Source organism: Candidatus Blastococcus massiliensis AP3, from assembly GCF_000582785.1.
In the GTDB taxonomy this organism is placed as follows: domain Bacteria; phylum Actinomycetota; class Actinomycetes; order Mycobacteriales; family Geodermatophilaceae; genus Blastococcus; species Blastococcus massiliensis.
Genome location: NZ_HG931173.1, coordinates 892,939 through 910,293 on the forward strand (window position 1 = coordinate 892,939; position 17,355 = coordinate 910,293).

General features: G+C 73.2%; 21 protein-coding genes. 18 read left to right on the forward strand and 3 right to left on the reverse strand.

Annotated features, from left to right (window positions below):
• The first annotated feature begins 74 nt into the window (after positions 1–74).
• The 11 genes from ypfJ (at position 75) to BN344_RS18890 (ending at position 8,887) form a co-directional block, all read left to right on the forward strand.
• Positions 75–986: a KPN_02809 family neutral zinc metallopeptidase gene (gene ypfJ, locus BN344_RS04385; RefSeq protein ID WP_040337942.1), complete on the forward strand. Its 912-nt coding sequence runs from the start codon at positions 75–77 to the stop codon at positions 984–986.
• On the forward strand, positions 983–1,765 hold the full coding sequence (locus BN344_RS04390) for an enoyl-CoA hydratase/isomerase family protein (RefSeq protein ID WP_040337122.1): 783 nt from the start codon (positions 983–985) through the stop codon (positions 1,763–1,765). Before ypfJ ends, BN344_RS04390 begins: the two co-directional genes overlap by 4 nt.
• A 253-nt stretch (positions 1,766–2,018) precedes the next feature.
• Positions 2,019–2,816, forward strand: a complete 798-nt coding sequence (locus BN344_RS04395; protein WP_040337123.1) for a hypothetical protein — start codon at positions 2,019–2,021, stop codon at positions 2,814–2,816.
• Positions 2,817–2,818: 2 nt separating this feature from the next.
• A complete protein-coding gene (locus BN344_RS04400; protein WP_081788348.1) occupies positions 2,819–3,346 on the forward strand; it encodes a phage holin family protein in 528 nt (175 codons plus the stop codon).
• Between the two features lie 38 nt (positions 3,347–3,384).
• Positions 3,385–4,050 carry a DUF3618 domain-containing protein gene (locus BN344_RS04405; protein WP_040337124.1) on the forward strand — a complete coding sequence of 222 codons (666 nt, stop codon included), beginning with the start codon at positions 3,385–3,387 and terminating at the stop codon, positions 4,048–4,050.
• Positions 4,051–4,242: 192 nt separating this feature from the next.
• Positions 4,243–4,677 (forward strand): response regulator transcription factor, encoded by a 435-nt coding sequence (locus BN344_RS04410; RefSeq protein ID WP_231486490.1) that lies wholly within the window; start codon positions 4,243–4,245, stop codon positions 4,675–4,677.
• On the forward strand, positions 4,674–6,269 hold the full coding sequence (locus BN344_RS04415) for a sensor histidine kinase (protein WP_051515543.1): 1,596 nt from the start codon (positions 4,674–4,676) through the stop codon (positions 6,267–6,269). The genes BN344_RS04410 and BN344_RS04415 overlap by 4 nt, the downstream gene beginning before the upstream one ends.
• A gap of 258 nt (positions 6,270–6,527) precedes the next feature.
• Entirely contained in the window at positions 6,528–7,136 is a 609-nt protein-coding gene (locus BN344_RS04420; protein ID WP_040337125.1) for a TasA family protein, read from the forward strand.
• 28 nt (positions 7,137–7,164) lie between these two features.
• Positions 7,165–7,794 (forward strand): signal peptidase I, encoded by a 630-nt coding sequence (locus tag BN344_RS04425; protein WP_197022227.1) that lies wholly within the window; start codon positions 7,165–7,167, stop codon positions 7,792–7,794.
• Positions 7,791–8,219 (forward strand): hypothetical protein, encoded by a 429-nt coding sequence (locus BN344_RS20125; RefSeq protein WP_040337126.1) that lies wholly within the window; start codon positions 7,791–7,793, stop codon positions 8,217–8,219. Before BN344_RS04425 ends, BN344_RS20125 begins: the two co-directional genes overlap by 4 nt.
• Complete coding sequence (locus tag BN344_RS18890; RefSeq protein WP_051515544.1) at positions 8,213–8,887, forward strand: response regulator; 675 nt, start codon at positions 8,213–8,215, stop codon at positions 8,885–8,887. The genes BN344_RS20125 and BN344_RS18890 overlap by 7 nt, the downstream gene beginning before the upstream one ends.
• Positions 8,888–8,989: 102 nt before the next feature.
• On the opposite strand, the gene BN344_RS04440 is transcribed toward BN344_RS18890, so the two are convergent.
• Both BN344_RS04440 and BN344_RS04445 read right to left on the reverse strand, forming a co-directional pair.
• Positions 8,990–9,694, reverse strand: a complete 705-nt coding sequence (locus BN344_RS04440; protein WP_040337127.1) for a response regulator transcription factor — start codon at positions 9,692–9,694, stop codon at positions 8,990–8,992.
• Positions 9,695–9,853: 159 nt separating this feature from the next.
• Entirely contained in the window at positions 9,854–10,636 is a 783-nt protein-coding gene (locus BN344_RS04445; protein ID WP_040337128.1) for an isocitrate lyase/PEP mutase family protein, read from the reverse strand.
• Positions 10,637–10,774: 138 nt separating this feature from the next.
• On the opposite strand from BN344_RS04445, the gene BN344_RS04450 reads away from it, so the two are divergent.
• From BN344_RS04450 to BN344_RS04465, 4 genes are all read left to right on the forward strand, one after another.
• Entirely contained in the window at positions 10,775–10,981 is a 207-nt protein-coding gene (locus tag BN344_RS04450) for a (2Fe-2S)-binding protein (RefSeq protein ID WP_040337129.1), read from the forward strand.
• 7 nt (positions 10,982–10,988) lie between these two features.
• A complete protein-coding gene (gene bfr, locus BN344_RS04455) occupies positions 10,989–11,450 on the forward strand; it encodes a bacterioferritin (protein ID WP_231486491.1) in 462 nt (153 codons plus the stop codon).
• Between the two features lie 148 nt (positions 11,451–11,598).
• A complete protein-coding gene (locus BN344_RS04460) occupies positions 11,599–12,534 on the forward strand; it encodes a siderophore-interacting protein (RefSeq protein WP_040337131.1) in 936 nt (311 codons plus the stop codon).
• Between the two features lie 45 nt (positions 12,535–12,579).
• Positions 12,580–12,798 (forward strand): hypothetical protein, encoded by a 219-nt coding sequence (locus BN344_RS04465; RefSeq protein WP_040337132.1) that lies wholly within the window; start codon positions 12,580–12,582, stop codon positions 12,796–12,798.
• Here the strand turns inward: BN344_RS04465 and BN344_RS04470 are convergent.
• A complete protein-coding gene (locus BN344_RS04470; protein ID WP_051515545.1) occupies positions 12,776–13,543 on the reverse strand; it encodes a MerR family transcriptional regulator in 768 nt (255 codons plus the stop codon). The two genes, BN344_RS04465 and BN344_RS04470, sit on opposite strands and share 23 nt — an antisense overlap.
• Before the next feature lie 108 nt (positions 13,544–13,651).
• On the opposite strand from BN344_RS04470, the gene BN344_RS04475 reads away from it, so the two are divergent.
• Genes BN344_RS04475 through BN344_RS04485 form a run of 3 tightly spaced genes read left to right on the forward strand, consistent with a single transcriptional unit; the run spans position 13,652 to position 17,246 of the window.
• A complete protein-coding gene (locus BN344_RS04475; protein ID WP_051515546.1) occupies positions 13,652–15,523 on the forward strand; it encodes a hypothetical protein in 1,872 nt (623 codons plus the stop codon).
• Complete coding sequence (locus tag BN344_RS04480; protein WP_040337133.1) at positions 15,520–15,945, forward strand: cupredoxin domain-containing protein; 426 nt, start codon at positions 15,520–15,522, stop codon at positions 15,943–15,945. Before BN344_RS04475 ends, BN344_RS04480 begins: the two co-directional genes overlap by 4 nt.
• Complete coding sequence (locus BN344_RS04485; RefSeq protein WP_040337134.1) at positions 15,942–17,246, forward strand: hypothetical protein; 1,305 nt, start codon at positions 15,942–15,944, stop codon at positions 17,244–17,246. The genes BN344_RS04480 and BN344_RS04485 overlap by 4 nt, the downstream gene beginning before the upstream one ends.
• Positions 17,247–17,355: the final 109 nt, after the last annotated feature.

Here is a 17,355-nt window from a genome sequence, read left to right on the forward strand (position 1 = left end):
TCTGGATCGGTGGGCGCCGTCCGGTGCTGCACCGACCGCCCTGCCGGGCCGTGGACGTCGGAGGTCTGCCGAGCATGAGGTACCGCGAGAGCGGCAGCCTGGACACCTCCGGGGTCCGCGACACCCGGGGCAGCGGTGGGCGCGGCGGCGGTCGGGGACTCGCGGTGGGCGGTGGCGGGCTGGGGCTGGTCGGGCTGGTCGTCGTCGTCCTGCTGCAGGTGCTCGGCGGTGGCGAGGGCGGATCACCGATCAGCGGCTTCTCCGGCATGGGCCAGGACGCCACTGTCGACAACTCCGCACTCGCGGAGAACTGCCGGACCGGGGCCGACGCGAACGAGTCGGTCGAGTGCGCAGTGGTGGCCGACATCGAGTCGATCCAGGACTTCTGGTCCGGGGCCCTGGGCGCGGACTACACCCCCACGCAGACGGTCTTCTTCTCCGGCTCGGTCCAGACCTCCTGCGGCGGGGCGACCAGTGGGTCGGGGCCGTTCTACTGTCCGGCCGACCAGTTGGTCTACATCGACCTGACCTTCTTCGACCAGCTGCGCGAGCAGTTCGGCGCACAGGGCGGACTGTTCGTGGACGCCTACGTCATCGCGCACGAGTACGGCCACCACGTGCAGAACCTCCTCGGCATCAACGCCCGCGTGACCCCCGGTGAGACGGGACCGATCAGCGGCACGGTCCGGCTGGAGCTGCAGGCCGACTGCTTCGCCGGTGCCTGGGCCCGGCACGCCGAGACCGTCCCCGACGACTCCGGCGAACCGCTGATCGCCGAGATCACCGACGACGACATCGACCGGGCCCTCGACGCGGCGGGCCGCATCGGGGACGACTTCATCCAGGAGAACCTGGGCGGTGGCACCGTCGACCAGGACGCGTTCACCCACGGCTCGTCGGACCAGCGCCGTCGCTGGTTCCTCACCGGCTACGAGTCCGGCGACCTGCGTCGGTGCGACACCTTCGCCACGGAAGACCTCGGATGACCGCCGACCACCTCACCGTCTCCCGCGAGGGCTCCGTCGCCGTCCTCACGATCGACCGGCCGGAGAAGCGCAACGCCATGACGGCGGGGATGTGGGCCGCGCTGCCCGGCGTCCTCGCGCCGCTGGCCGACGACCCGGAGGTGCGCGCCCTGGTCGTGACCGGGGCAGGACCCAGTTTCTGCGCGGGAGCCGACATCTCCGACCTGCTCGGCGGCGAGGACCCGGCCGATCCGATGGCCGACGTCCGCCGGCACAACCTCGCCGCCCAGGCCGCCCTGCGGGCGTTCCCGAAGCCGTCGATCGCGGTGATCCGGGGGCACTGCATCGGCGGCGGCGTCGAGATCGCGGCCTCCTGCGACCTCCGGTTCGCCGACCCCACCAGCGTCTTCGGGGTCACCCCCGCCAAGGTGGGCATCGTCTACCCGCCGTCGTCGACCAAGGCGCTCCTGGACCTGGTCGGTCCGGCGACCACGAAGTACCTGCTCTTCAGCGGCGAGCTGCTCGACGCCGCAGCCGCGCTGCGGACCGGCCTCGTCGACCGGCTGGTCGATGCCGCCGACCTCGACGCCGAGGTCCAGCGGTTCACCGACGTCCTGGCCGCGCGGTCCGGGCTGACCCAGCGGGCCACCAAGGAGGTCGTGGCCGCGCTCACCGGCGGCGACGACGCCGAGGCCGTCGTCGCCCCCTGGTACCGCCGGACCATCGCCGACGGCGAGCTCCCCGAGGGCGTGGCCGCGTTCGCCGAGCGCCGCCCCCCGCGCTTCGGCTGGACAGGCTGACCCGGCCCTTTTCGTTTCGTACCCCGTGCTACAGGGGTACCACCGGACCGCGGCGTTCCCCGATGGAGCCGGGACCCGGCACGGAGTTCCGCCGTGCCTCGACCTGCCTTCCGCCCGCCCGTGACGCATGGATGCGCCGGGCGCCAAGCCCGTGTCCACACCCTCCGCGAACCGGCAGGTGTGGCCGAACGGCTCGGGGGTAGCGCCCACTCCGACCACGAGAACTGCCCACGAACACAGCCGAGGAGGACCGATGACTCACTCCATCGACGCCCCGCTCCCCCCGCCCGCCACCACAGCGGGGAGCACGGGCCAGAGCTCGTCGAACACCAAGGACGTCGCGAAGGACGAGGCCAAGGCCGTCGGCCAGACCGCCGCGCAGGCCGGTAGCCAGGTCGCCTCGACCGCGACCGACCAGGCGAAGGAAGTCGCCAACGAGACGCAGCGCCAGGCGCAGGACCTGCTCAGGCAGGGTCAGTCCCAGCTCAAGGAGCAGACGGTCGCCCAGCAGCAGAAGGCGGCCCAGGGGCTCAGCTCCCTGGCCGGTGAGCTGCGCAGCCTGGCCGACGGCAGCAGCGAGGGCGCCCCCGGACCGGCACGCGACCTGCTCCAGCAGGCCTCCGGCCTCATCGACGGCTTCGCCGACAAGCTGCAGAACCGCGAGCCGGCCCAGCTGCTCGACGAGGTCCGCAGCTTCGCCCGCCGCAAGCCCGGGATGTTCCTGCTCGGCGCCGCAGCCGCCGGCATCGTCGCGGGGCGCCTCACCAGCGGTGTCCGCGCCGCGCACAGCGACTCCGGCACCTCGGGAACCGGCTCGGCCGGCGGCTACCCGGCGACGAACTACGTCGACCCGGCCCCGACGTACTCGGACACCACGTACACCGACACCGCCAGCACCTACACGGGCACCGGCGCGGCCTACTCGACCGCCGGTTCCGCCCCGCTGCCGCCGCCCCCGTACGGCACCGTGCCGCCCGAGGGCAGCGCCGTGCCGCCGGCCGCGCCGGCCGGCTGGGACGACCCGGCTCGTCGTCCGGGCGGGGTGGGCTGACCATGAGCACCCCGTACAGCGGTGGCCAGCCCGGCGGAGGGCCCGGCTACGCGCCGCCCGTCGCCGAGCCCGCCACCCAGAACTACGCCGCCGACTACTCCCAGCCGCACAGCGGTGCGATGGGGACGCCGATGACCGACGAGGGCCGCCCGGACGTGGAGGGCAACTCGGTCGGTGCGCTGATCGGTGAGGTCACCAAGGACCTCTCGACCCTGATGCGCCAGGAGCTCGAGCTGGCCAAGGTCGAGATGAAGGCCGAGGCCAAGAAGGCCGGGCAGGGCGCCGGCATGTTCGGCGCCGCCGGCTTCGCCGGCTACATGGTGGCGCTGTTCCTCTCCCTCGCCCTCATGTGGGCGCTGGCCAGCGCCATCCCCACCGGCTGGGCGGGCCTGATCGTCGCCGTCCTCTGGGGCATCGTCGGCGCCGTCGCCTTCGTGATGGGCCGCAAGAAGTTCCAGCAGGTGAACCCCAAGCCCGAGCGCACCGTCGACACGCTGTCGCAGGTGCCCGGCGCCCTCAAGCCCCACTGACCACGCCGACCTCCCCCACTCCCGAAGGAGTCGCAGACATGACCAGCAGTGACCCGGACGTCATCCGGCGGCAGATCGAGGACACCCGGCGCGAGCTCAGCTACGACGTCGACGCCCTCAACGAGAAGGTCAACCCGGCCCGCGTCGTGGACCGGCGGGTCTCCGCCGCGAAGGGACGCATGACCGGCCTCAAGGACAAGGTGATGGGTTCCGCTCAGGACACCACGCATTCCGCGCACGGCATGGCGTCCAACGCCGCCGGATCCGTGCAGGGGGCCGCGAGCAACGCGGCCGGGACGGTGCAGGACGCCGCGTCCAACGCGGCCGGTGCCATCCAGGGCGCTCCGGACATGGCGATGCGCCAGACCCAGGGCAACCCGCTGGCCGCCGGCCTGATCGCCTTCGGCGTCGGCTGGCTGGTGTCCAGCCTGCTGCCCGCATCGCAGAAGGAGCAGCAGCTGGCGCAGCAGGCCGAGACGGCTGTCCGCGAGAACAAGGACACGCTGATGGCTCCGGCCAAGCAGGCGGCCCAGGAGATCGGCGAGCAGCTCAAGCCCGCCGCTCAGGACGCCATGGAGTCGGTGAAGTCCACCGCTCAGGACGCCGCCGAGACCGTCAAGAGCGAGGGCCAGTCCGCGGCCCAGGACGTGCAGGGCCAGGCCCAGCAGTCCAAGGAGTCGGTGCAGAGCAAGTCCGGTTCCTGACCCGCGGGTCGCTGACCCGCACGATTCGCCTGCGCCCCGCTGGGATCTCCCAGCGGGGCGCAGTGCTGTCCGGGGTCGCCCGAAAGGGTGAGGGAAGGACGTGAGGGGCTGCTGCGGGCGGCCGTGGGCGCCGAAGTCCGGGGGGACGACGCCGACGCTCCGACCCCGGAGCCCGACCGACAGGAGCGCCCCGTGGGCGAGGCCCTGCACACCCTCGTGCCCACCCCGCGGCGCCCCGCGGAGACATCCGGGTTCCGCGTGCTCGTCGCCGACGACGAGGACGACATCCGCGATCTGGTCGGCCTGGCCGTGGCCAAGGCCGGCGGCACGGTCGTCGGCACGGTGGCCGACGGCCCGTCGGCACTGGCCGCCGTCCGCGCCGACCGCCCGGACATCGCCGTCCTCGACGTCTCCATGCCGGGCCTGACCGGTCTGGACGTCTGCACCGCCGTGCGCAGCGACCCGGCCACCGCCGGGGTCCGCGTCCTCCTGCTCTCGGCCGGCGCCTCGCTCGACGACGTCGCCCGCGGCCTGTCCGCCGGCGCCGACGCCTACCTCTCCAAGCCGTTCTCGATCGCCGGGCTGGTGCACCAGCTCCGGTCGTTCACCGATCGACAGCCTGCATGACCACCGCCGTCCTGGACCGCGGGACCGACGCCCCCCTCCTCCCCCGGCGGGACGCGGCCGCCTGGCCGGCCGTCCTGCAGGGACCGCTGCCCGGCACCGTGCTGGCAGCGGCCGCGGCCGTGCTGCTCGCCGTCGGACTGCTGCCGGTCGTCGACGGCGCCCTGGTGGGCGCGGGGCTGGTCGCGGCGCTCGCCGCGACGGGCGCCGCCTGGCTCTCGCGGGGCGGCACCACCACCGTGCGCAGTGTCGGCCTGCCGGCGGTGGAGCTCACGGCCGTCGCCCTGCTCTACGCCGGGACCTCCTCCCCAGCCACGCTGGTGCTCCTGGCCGGCCCGGTGGGCGCCCTGGTGACCCGCCGGCTCGCGGAGCAGGCCACCGTCATCGACCGGCTGACCGCCGACCGGGCCGCGCTGCTCGAGAAGGTCCGCAGCCGCGCCGACGAACTCGACGAGGCCTCCCGCATCCTCGCCGCCCGAGCCCAGACCATGACCAGCGTCATCGACGCGGTGACCGAGCAGTCGATCATCGGCACCGACCCCGACGGCACGATCCGCGTGTGGAACCCGGGAGCCGAGAAGCTGCTCGGACTCCCCCGCGCCGACGTGGTGCGCCGGCGCTCCATCGTGGAGTTCCACCTGGCCGAGGAGCTCGAGGAGGCGGCCGGGGACGCCGGCGCCGGTCTCGGCGCCCTCGTGCACGCCGCCCAGCAGCACGGCAGCGACGTGCGGGACTGGACCTACGTCGCCGCGGACGGGCAGCGGCGGATCGTCTCGGTGGCGGTCACGCCGCGCACCGACGACCGCGGCGTGCACGCCGGCTGGAACTTCGTGGGCACCGACATGACCGACGTACGCGCCACCGAGCGCATGAAGGACCAGTTCGTCAGCCTCATCTCGCACGAACTGCGCACTCCGCTCACCTCGATCCTGGGCTACCTCGAGCTCGTGCTGGACGACGAGGGCCAGCCGCTGACCGACGAGCAGCGGAAGTACCTGACCACCGTCGAGCGGAACGCCGACCGGCTGCTGCGCCTGGTGGGCGACCTGCTGTTCACCGCGCGGGTCGAGGCCGGGCAGTTCACGTTGCAGCCCCAGGACGTCGACCTGGTGACGATCGTGCGCGCCGCCGAGGAGACCGCCCGCGTCGCCGCGACGACGGCGGGCGTGGAACTGCACGTGGAAGCACCGTCCGACGGCATGGTGGTCGCCGGTGATCCGGTGCGGCTGGGCCAGGCCTGCGACAACCTCGTCTCCAACGCGGTGAAGTTCACCCCCGCCGGCGGTCGGGTCACGCTGACGGTCTCGGAGGCGTGGCGGTCTGCTGACGGCACCGTGACCACGGAGGAACGCCCCGGCGCCGAGCCGGTCGCCCGCCTGTCGGTCCGTGACACGGGCGTCGGCATCCCGAACGACGAGCAGGGCAAGCTGTTCACCCGCTTCTTCCGCGCCTCGACCGCGCAGCGCAACGCCGTCCCCGGCGTGGGGCTGGGCCTGTCGATCACCAAGGCGATCACCACCGCCCACGGCGGCACCCTCGACCTGGTCAGCGCCGAGGGCGAGGGCACCACCTTCACGCTCACGCTCCCCCGCTGAGCACACCGTCGTCCTCCGGACGACACCGCGGCCACCGGCCGTCCCCCTGCTGCGCTGAGCCGTTGCTCGCGTCCCCGTCGGGACCCTCCGGGCCCGCGACGGGTCCACGACGATCACTGCCCGGTGCCCCCTGCGCGGGGGGCCTTCCGTTCTTGCGGATTCCTTGCGGTTTCCCGGCGGGAGGCCTGCGGAAGGGTCGTCAGAGTTCTCCCTGTCGCCGGAAGCACCGGCGGTACGGACACAGGGAGAACCTCAGTCATGAGCGCCAAGGTCACCAGCACCACCGCCCGCAAGGTCATCGGTTCGCTCGGCGTCATCGGCGCCGCGGCTGCAGTCGCCGGCATGGGCACGTTCGGTGCCTTCACCGACAGCAGCACCCCGGTCGCGACGACCATCTCCTCGGGCACGGTCTCGATCGACCTGACCCAGCCGAGCCCCATCGCCTTCAACGCCTCGGGCCTGGTCCCCGGTGACACGGTCACCCGCCCGATGACCCTGAAGAACGACGGCAACACGCCCCTCAGCACGGTGAGCCTGACCTCGACCGCGACCGTCGGCAGCGTCCTCACCACCGACACCACCAACGGCCTGCAGCTGGCCGTCAAGGCCTGCCCGACCGCCTACGTCCAGGGCGGCACCACGCTGGCCCCGACGTTCACCTGCGCCAGCGGCGAGCGGACCGTGCTCACCGGCCCGGCCGTCACCATGAACGCCCTGAACAACCCGAACTCGCTGACCCCGGGCGGGACGGACTACCTCGCGGTGTCCTTCACCCTGCCCGCTAGCGCCGACAACGGGTTCCAGAACAAGTCGGCCACGCTGAGCCTGGTCTTCACCGGCACCCAGCGCACCGCCGGCACCCGCTGACCCGGCCGATCCGACCGGAGATCACACCATGACCGCCGTCCTCCCCGTCCGTCGCCCGGGGGCAGCCACGCAGCTGCCCCCGGCCGGGGACACCCGCTCCGCGTACGACCGGTTCGCCGGTCCGGCCCGCCGCTACCTGGGCCTGCTCGCCCCGTGGCTGGTCCGCGGAGTCGTCGGGCTGGCCGTCGCGGTCTTCGTGTTCCTCGCCGTGGGCCCGCACCTCCTCGGCTACCGCACCATGACGATGCTCACCGGGAGCATGGCGCCCGAGATCGAGGCCGGCGACGTCACCGTCGTCACGCCGATCGACATCGCGGACGTCACCGAGGGCATGGTCATCGCCTACCACCAGCCGATCGGCGACCGCTCGCTCGTCACCCACCGCGTCATCTCGGTGGAAAGCGGTCAGGACGGCACGGTCAGCGTCCGGACCAAGGGCGACGCCAACCCGGCGGCCGACCCCTGGACGGCGACCCTCGAGGGGGACACCGCGTACCAGGTGCGCGCCGTCGTCCCCGAGCTCGGCCACCTGATCCAGGCCCTGCGCGCCCCGGTGGTCGCCCAGGTGCTGCTCTACGGAGCCCCCGCGCTGCTCGCCGGCTGGCTCCTGCTCAGCATCTGGCGCCCCACCACAGACCAGGAAGAGGACCGGGCATGAACGCCATTCGTCGCACGGCCGTGCTGATCGGCCTCACCGTCGCCGTGATCATCGGCAGCAGCGTCACCGCGTCCGCCACCTTCGCCGACTGGGCCGCCCGCAACGCCACCGTCGTCACGAGCGGTGTCGCCGCCCCCGCCAACGTGAACGTCACCGTGACGTACTGCCACCCGGTGCACACCGTCGACGTGACCGTCTCGTGGCCCGCCAGCACCACGACCCGGGGAGTCACCGGCTACCGGGTCAACGCCTACCTGAACGACGGCAGCACCGTCGTCGTCGCGCAGACCGACGCGGCCACCCGCTCCGTCTCCGCCACCGTCGCCCGCAGTTACCTGACGCTGCAGCCGCGGGTGTCGGTCACGACGCTCACCAGCTACGGCTGGACCACGGAATCGGCTCGCTCGGCGGTGATCTCGTGCTGACCGCCCTGGTGGTCGACGCCGACGCCCTGGCCCGCCGCCGCGTCTCCGGTCTGCTGCGCCTCGGCGGCTGGCAGGTCCGCGAGGCCGCGGACGTCGCCACCGCCCGGCAGCTGGCCGCCACCTCCGAGATCGACCTGGTGGTCACCGACGCGTCGGTCGGGGGCGAGGACGGGCTGGCGCTGCTCCGGGACCTCCGCCACGACGGCTCGCAGGCCCGCTTCCTCGTCGCCACGAGGGAGGCCAACGCCGGCGTCCGCGCCGAAGCCGCCGCCGCCGGCGCCCTCGCCTGCCTCACCAAGCCGGTCGACCCCGGCACCCTCCTCGACTTCCTGCGCAGCCGGACCACGGGGCCGGCTGCGCGGGAGGCCCTCCGCGAGATCCACGACGTCGACGACCTGCACGACGTCGACGTGGAGGCCGCCCTGATGGACCGACTCCAGGAGATGTACGTGACCGCACTGCCGGGCCGTCTGTCGGCCATCGACGTCCACACGCGTCAGGGCAACAGCCCCGCCGTGGCCTCGGCCGCCTACACCCTGGCCGGGACCAGCGGGCAGCTCGGCCACCCGGAGGTCGCCTCGGTCTGCCAGGCGATCGCCGCCGACGCCCGTCGCGGCGTTCTCGCCCATTCCCGGGTGCGGCACCTGCACGCACTGGCCGGCGTCTGAAGCCCTGACCCCGCTCGGACGCGCACCGACGGAGCCCCCCGCATCGCCACGATGCGGGGGGCTCCGTCGTCGGCCCGCTCGAGGGGGCGAGGGGGCCCTTTTTCAGGCGACGAGGCGGTAGCCCACGCCTCGCACGGTCCTGATCTCGGGAGAGCTGAGGCCGGCCGCCTGGAGCTTGCGGCGCAGGTTGGACATGTGCGCCTCGACCAGGCGGAGGTTGCCCTCCCAGTCGGTCTGCCAGACCTCTCGCAGCAGCGTCTCCCGCTGGAGCACCCGGCCCGGCCGGGAGGCCAGTGCGGCGAGCAGGTCGAACTCGGTGCGGGTCAGGTCGACGACGGCGCCGTCGACCCGCACCTCGCGGCTCTCCTCGTCCACCTCGAGCTCGGCGAGCTTGCGCACCGACTCGGCGGCAGCGGCGGTCGCCTCGGGGGCCGGGGCGCTGCGCGGGAACCGGAGCATCGCCTGGACCCGGGCCACCAGCTCCCGGGGCGAGAAGGGCTTGGCCATGTAGCCGTCCGCGCCGACGGCCAGCCCGATGAGCAGGTCGACCTCCTCGGCACGGGCGGTGAGCATGAGGACGTAGCAGGCGGTCTCCGCGCGGATCTGCCGGCAGAGCTCGGTGCCGTCGGTGTCGGGGAGGCCGAGGTCGAGCACGATGAGGTCAGGCGCGTCGCGGCGCACCTCGTCCATGCACTCCGCGCCCGAGCCGACGGCTCGCACGCGCATCCCGGCGCGCTCCAGCACCGTGCCGACCAGCTCGCGGATCTCGTCCGTGTCCTCCACGACGAGCACGGATGATGCAGCCACGACACTCCTCCCTCCGGTGCATCGAGGTGCGCGGAGCCGGACGGCTCACGTCACCTGACCGAGTGATCGGCGCCCGGACCAGGCAGCTTGAGTCGAGCGGTGTCGGCCGGAGGGCCGTTCCTCACCCCGCGGGGTGAGGAACGGGGCACCAGGACGGCGCTAGTTCAGCGTGCGGGTCGTCGCCGGGAGCACGCCGCCGCCCGCGAGATCGGCCGTGGCGTCCTGCAGCGCGGTGAGCGCGACCCGCTGGGTGTTGGGGCCGGCGGAGACGCGCGCGACACCCAGTTCCGCCAGCTCCCGCACCGAGGGGGTGCGCCCGGGGACGGCGATGACGCTGAGCCGTCCGGGTCCGAACGCCTCGGCCAGCACCGTGATCTCCTCGCGGGCGGTCACGCCGGGGACGAACACGACGGGGGCGCCCGCGTCCAGGTAGGCCCGGCCTCTGCGGACCGCCTCGGTGAGCACCTCGGTCCGGTCGGCGGCGGCGTCGGCCCGGAGGACGGCGTCGGTGCGCGCGTTGAGGACGAACCCGATGCCGGCGTCGCGCCCCGCGGCGAGCACCGCCTCGACCGCCGCCACCGAGTCGTCCAGTGGCCGCATCGCATCCTCGAGGTTGCCGCCCACGGCCCCGGCGGCGATCGCCCGCCGCGCGGTCTCCCCCGGATCGCCGTAGCCGGCCTCCATGTCCATGGACACCGGCAGGTCCACCGCGGCCGCGATCCGGGCCACCATGTCCAGGTGCAGGTCCAGCGGGATCCGCTCGCCGTCCTCGTAGCCGAACGTGGCCGCGATCGAGTGACTGGCGGTGGCCAGCGCCCGGACGCCGTGGGTACCGGCCACCACCCGCGCGGAGACGACGTCCCACACGTTGGCGAGGACGAGCACCTCCGGTGCGGTGTGCAGATCGAGCAGGACTCGGGCGCGGGCGGCGAGATCGGGCACGGGGTGAACCCTGCCAGGGGCACGACGAACCGACCAGGGACTCTGGCGCACAAGGGTCAGGTAAGGCTAACCTCCCTCTGTGCTCGGCTCCGGCCGGCAACGCATCCCCCGCCGTCTCCCGGTTAGGCCGAACCGCGCATGTACGTGTGCCACTGCAACGTGGTCACCGACCAGGACGTCATCGAGTCGATCGCCAACGGCGCCCGCTGCATCGCCGACGTCGCCCGGGACACCGGCGCCGGCCGGACCTGCGGCGGCTGCGTGGACACCATGCGCGAGCTCGTGTGCCAGCATTGCCCGGTCATGACCGAGCGACAGCTGGGAGTTGCAGGTGCAGCCCGTTAGTCCCCGAGTGGTCGAACTCCTCAACGATGCGTTGACCTTCGAGCTCACCGTCACCAACACGTACTTCCTCAACGCCCGCATGCTGGACGCCTGGGGACTCCCGAAGCTGGGGAAGGTCTTCTACGACCTCTCCATCGACGAGATGCGCGACGCGGACGCGATCATCCAGCGCGTACTGCTCTTCGACGGCCACCCCAACCTGCAGCGCCTGGGCTCGATCCGCGTCGGCGAGACCGCGGAGGAGATGCTCGTCCTGGCCCTGGACAGCGAGAAGGCCGCCGTCGCGCAGTTCAACGCCGCGGCCAAGGAGTGCCACGACCTCGGCGACCACGGCACCGCCTCCGTCTTCGAGGAGATGGTGCTCGACGAGGAGAAGCACGCCGACTGGTTCGAGGCGCAGCTCTCCGCCATCGAGCGCGTCGGCGCCCAGCAGTACCTCGCCGCGCAGATCACGACCGAGACGCCCTGAGCGACCGTCCCGGCACGTGCCGAGGGCCCCTCCCCCGATCCGGGTGAGGGGCCCTCGGTGCGTCTCGACGGCGGGATGTGCGACACTGCCGAAACCCAGGTGAGGCTAGCCTAACTAGACGTCCGCACCTGCCGACCAGGGAGCCGCCGTGACCGTCCAGACCGTCGAGGTGCCCGCCTACCGCGCCTTCCCCGTGCAGGTCGCACGGCTCCGGCGGCTGAGCCCCAGCTTCCTGCGGGTCACCTTCACCGGTGCCGAGCTGGACACCTTCGGCTCCAACGGACCGGACCAGCGGATCAAGATCGTGCTCCCGCTGCCCGGCAGCGGCCTGGCCGGCTTCCCCACCGGTCCCGACTGGTACGGCGCCTGGCGGGCACTGCCCCCCGAACGGCAGATGCCCATCCGTACATACACGGTGCGGGCTGCCCGCCCCGAGCTGCGCGAGGTCGACGTCGACTTCGTCCTGCACGGCGCCACCGGCCCGGCCTCGGCCTGGGCGGAGTCGGCGTCCCCCGGCGACGAAGTCGTCCTGATCGGACCGAACGCCCGCTTCGACGGTCCGACCGGCGGCTACGAGTGGCACCCGCCGGCCGAGGCGTCGTGCCTGCTCGTCGCCGGCGACGAGACCGCCGTCCCGGCCATCTGCGCCATCGTCGAGACACTGCCGGCGGGCCGGCGGGCCCGCGTCCTGCTCGAGATCCCGACCGCCGGCGACCGGCTCGACCTCGCCACCCCGGACGGCGTCGAGGTCACCTGGCTCCCGCGCTCGGCCGGGGGGCGGGCCGCTGCGCCTCGTGGCTCGCTGCTCACCGCCGCGGTCGTGGACGCCCTACGGGAGCTCGCCGACCACCTCTCGCCCTCCCCGGTGCCCACGCTCGAGGACGTGGACGTCGATCAGGGCATCCTCTGGGAGGTGCCGGGCGGGGCGTCCCTGCCGGCGCGTTCGTCGGGTGTGTACGCCTGGCTCGCCGGTGAGGCCGCGGTGGTGAAGGACCTCCGGCGGCACCTCGTGCAGGACGTCGGCGTCGACCGCCGCAGCGTGGCGTTCATGGGGTACTGGCGCGAGGGCCGGGGCAGCGACTGACCCTTCGGTTTGACACCGTGTCACCGAGCGGTGTCACATTGGAGGATGCCCGGCTACGACCTGCTCGCCATGGACGGCCTGAGCATCATCGGGACTCTCGGCTTCTTCGTGCCCGCCGCGATCCTCGTCGCCCTGGTCGTCGGGGCGGTGGTCCGCGACCGCAGGATCAGCGCCCGCGAGGCCGCCGAGGAGGCCACCCGCGAGGGCCTGGCCCGCGAGGCGCTCCCCGACGGCGACGGCCCTACTCGTCCCCGAGCTGACTGAGCGCGGCCTCCACCGCCGCGGCCACCTCCCTGGCCATCTCGGTGCGGAACGCCGCGAGCACCGCCTGCGCGGCGACCGGCTGGAGCCGCGTGACCGTCGCGAGGATCTCGTCGCGCCGCTCCCTGGGAGCCCCCGCCTCCACGAACGAGCGCCAGCCCGTGTCGACGAACATCTGCACGTAGGTCCGGGCGAGCGCGCGCACGTGCTCGTTCACCTGCGCCTGGGCGGTGATCAGCGCTTCAGGCGGCACACCCAGCGCGACCACCTGGAGGCCGGCCATGAGCAGCGCCGGGTCCAGCACCCGTACCCGCCCGTCGTCCAGCCGCTCCACGAGCCCGAGACCGACGAGCTGGTCGATCACCTCGGGCTGCTCGGGCACCCCGGCCCGGGCCGCGAGTTCCGTGCCGGTGGTGATCTCCGGCTCGGGTGGCAACCAGGGGGCCAGCAGCGCGCGGTGCAGCGCCAGCGTCGCGGAGCTCGCGGTCGGCGGAGCGCTGGACAGCGTCCGCTCGATCATCGCCAGCGAGTAGCCCTCGGCGAGCATCTCCCGCACCAGCAGCAGCCGGGCGACGTGCTCCCGGCCGTAGTAGCCGGTGCGGCCGACCATGCGGGGCGGCGGCAGCAGGCCCCGGGCGGAGTAGGCGCGCACGTTGCGCACGGTCACGCCGACGCGAGCGGCGAGTTCGTCCACCGTCAGGTCGCGCCCGCTCGACTCGCCGGCCGGATCGACCTGTGCTGTGCTCACCGCCACCTCCTTCCCGTCGTGACCCCACGGTAAGCCGCTCGTTCTATGTATCAGTTGTCGATGTCACCGTGATGGGTGTTCCATAGCCCCATGCCTCGAGGGGAAGCCATGTCGTTGGACGTGCTGCCACTGGCCGCCGAAACCCGACCCGCCGGAGGCGCCGCCATCGGCGAGGTGCTCTGGGCCACCGCGATCGGGGTCGGACTGACCGCGGTGCTGCTCGCACTGGTCTTCGTGCACCGCACCCGGCGTTCGACGATCCTGACCCGGGTCGGCAACCGCCTGGGGTCGGCCACCGGCGTCCCCGCCTGGGTGGCGCTGCCGACCATCCTGACCACGATCTCGCTGCTGGTGGCGCTGCTCGGGATGCTCTGGGACATCGCACTGCACATCGGCGTCGGCCGGGACGAGGGGCCGCTGGCCAACCCGGCGCACTTCCTCATCCTCTTCGGGCTGTTCGGCGTCTTCGCCGGCGGCGTCCTGGCCTGCTCGATGCCGCTGGACGAGAAGCCCGGCCCCTCCGCCGTCCGCTTCCTGCGGGGCTGGGACGTCCCGGTCGGCGGCATCATCCTCACGGCAGCGGGCTTCTACGCCCTGCTCGGCTTCCCCCTGGACGACGTCTGGCACCGCATGTTCGGCCAGGACGTCACCCTGTGGGGTCCGACCCACCTCATGCTCATCGGCGGCGCCGGCCTGTCCATCATCGGTCTGCTGCTCCTCGAGCAGGAGGGCCACGGCGGCCTGTCCACCGACGACGGCGACCGCAAGGTCGGCCAGACGGCGCGCTTCATCCGGCAGGCCTCCGCGATGGGCGGGCTGCTCCTGGGCATGTCGGTGTTCCAGGGCGAGTACGACTTCGACGTCCCCCAGTTCCGGCTGGTGCTCGAGCCGCTGATGATCGCCGGGGCCGCCGGCATCGCACTGGTCGCCGCCCGGCTGTTCATGGGCCGGGGTGGCGCGCTGGCCGCGGTCGCGTTCTTCCTCGTGATCCGCGGGGGCATCGCGCTCATCGTCGGCCCCGGGTTCGGCGAGATCCTGCCGACCTTCCCGCTCTACCTGGGCTCGGCGATCGTGGTGGAACTGCTCGCCCTGTCCGTCGCGCTCGCCCGCAAGCCACTGGTCTTCGGCGCGGCCGCCGGTGCGCTGATCGGCACCGTCGGTCATGCCACCGAGTGGGGCTGGACCCAGTTCACCCAGACGCTGTCCTGGAACCGCGACATCCTCGTCGAGGGCACGCTCATGGCGATCGTCGGCGGCGTCGTGGGCGGCCTGCTCGGGGCCCTGCTCGCCTCCGGCCTGCGCCGGCGGCTCCCCCGCCCGGCGGTCGCGCGGACCGTCGTCGTCGGCTCGCTGGTGGTCCTGGCCGCCGCCGTCGCCAACGGTCTCATCGCCACCGTCCCCGACGACCTCGAGGCGACCTTCGGGATCGAGGACGTCCAGGAGGACCCCCGCACGGCGAACATCACCGTCCAGCTGGACCCGGCCGACTTCGTCGACGACCCCGCCTGGGTCCAGATCACCGCGTGGCAGGGCGACGGCCTGGTCGTCACCGCACTGGAACGGACCGGCGAGGGCGCGTACCGCACGACCGAACCCGTCCCGCTGCACGGCACGTGGAAGACGCTGTTGCGCGTGCACGACGGACGGGTCCTCACCGCCGTCCCGATCTACCTCCCGGCCGACGAAGCCATCGGCGAGGAGGAGATCCCGGCCGAGGACGGGATGACCCGCGCGGCCATCCCGGAGATCGACATCCTGCAGCGGGAGCTGAAGGAGGCCGACGGCAGCCTGTGGACGATCTCCAACCTCGTCGTCCTCGCATGCACGCTCGCGCTGATCGCCACCATCTCGTGGGGCGTCGGGCGCTACGCCCGACGGGCCAGCGCGCTGGAGCCCTATCCGGACGCGCCGGCGGACAGTCCCGCCGATGGCGCGGCCCAGACGGAGGGCACGACGGCCCCCGACGCGGTGAGCCGATGAGCCGGCGGTCTCTCGCCGTCCCGCTGCTCCTCCTCGGCCTGGTCCTCCCCGGCTGCGCCGGCACCGAGGCCTCGGACGCCGGGCCCAGCTCGGCGTCGTCGAGTCCGGCGGAGGATCCCGCGGGGGGCAGCGCGACCACGGAGGCTCCCCCGGAGGCCACCGGGACGGCGCTCGAGGTGCAGGTCGCCGGCGGGCAGGTCACCGGTGACACCGGGCGCGTCCCGGTTCCGCTCGGGGACCGTGTGACGATCACGATCACCAGCGACGCCCCGGACGAGGCGCACCTGCACGGGTACGACCTCACCGCGGATCTCGTCGCCGGCACGCCCGGGGAGATCGCCTTCGACGCGACGATCCCCGGGGTGTTCGAACTGGAGCTGCACGACGCCGGGACGGTGCTGCTGACGCTGCAGGTCGGATGAGCCTGCTCGCCCACGGGGTCGGGTCACGCACCGACCTCCCCATCCCGCTCGGCCTGGCCCTCTACGGGGCGGGTGCGGCGATCCTGATCAGCTTCGCGGCGCTGCTGCTGTTCTGGCGCAAGCCGAAGCTGGGCGGACCGGACTCCGGACGCCCGGTGCCGCAGGCGGTGCAGCGCGTGGTGGAATCCGACGCCGTCCGCGGAGTGCTGCAGGCGGTCGCCTTCGGTCTCCTCGTGCTGGTGGTCGCGGCGGCCCTGGCCGGGCCCCAGGAGACGGCGCGCAACCTGGCGCCGTGGGCGCTGTACGTGACCTTCTGGGTGGGCCTGGTCCCGGTCAGCCTGCTGCTCGGCCCGGTCTGGCGGGTGGTCAACCCGCTGCGGCTGGTGCACCGCCTCCTCTCCCGCCTGGTCCCGGCCGCGCCGGGCGCCGACCGGCTGCCCGCGCTGGGGCTCTGGCCCGCGGCGGTGTCCCTGCTGGTCTTCCTGTGGTTCGAGCTCGTCTACCCCGGCCGCGCCGAGCCCGGGACGGTCGCCGTCTTCCTGATGGGCTACGCGCTGGTGCAGACCGCCCTGGCGCTCTGGTTCGGTGCGGGCTGGTTCGCCCGGGGCGACGGCTTCGAGGTCTACTCCACGCTGATCGCCCGGCTGTCGCCGTGGGGCCGTCGCGGTGACGGGCGGGTGGTGCTGCGCGACCCGCTCACCAACGCCACCGCCACGCCCGAGACCCCGGGCCTGGCGGCCGTCGTCGTCGTGCTGCTGGGGTCCACGGCCTTCGACGGGCTCTCCCGCACGGTGTGGTGGCAGAGCGGTCCGGGCGAGGCGAACGACTCGTTCTCCGGCACCCTCGGGCTGGTCGGGTCGATCGCCCTCGTCGCCGCGCTGTACCTGGTCGGGACCCGGCTGTCCGGCCGGCTGGCCGGCCAGTCCCCGGCGGTGCAGCCGCGGCGGTACGCCGCGACGGTCATCCCCATCGCGCTGGGCTACACGGTCGCCCACTACTTCAGCCTGCTGCTCCTCGACGGCCAGACGACGTGGATCCTGCTCAGCAACCCCTTCGGCCTCGACGGCGTGGATCTGTTCGGCACCTACGGCAACGTCGTCGACCTGACCGCGGTCAGCCCCGACACGATCGCCTACGTGCAGGTGGGCGGGGTGGTCGCCGGGCACGTCGCGGGCGTCACCCTCGCGCACGAGCGGGCCCTGCTCTCCGAGCGGCACGCCCGTGCGTCGGACCAGCTGCCGCTGGTCGTCGTCATGGTCCTGTTCACCGTCGGCGGCCTCGGACTGCTCTTCGGTTTCTGACCTGCCGCGGCGCCGGACGGTCCCCTCCGGGTGATCTCGGCCGTCCGGGCTTCAGTTCCACCTCCCGCACGCCGATGGGAAAGGAGCCTCGTCCGGCGCCACCGGGGTC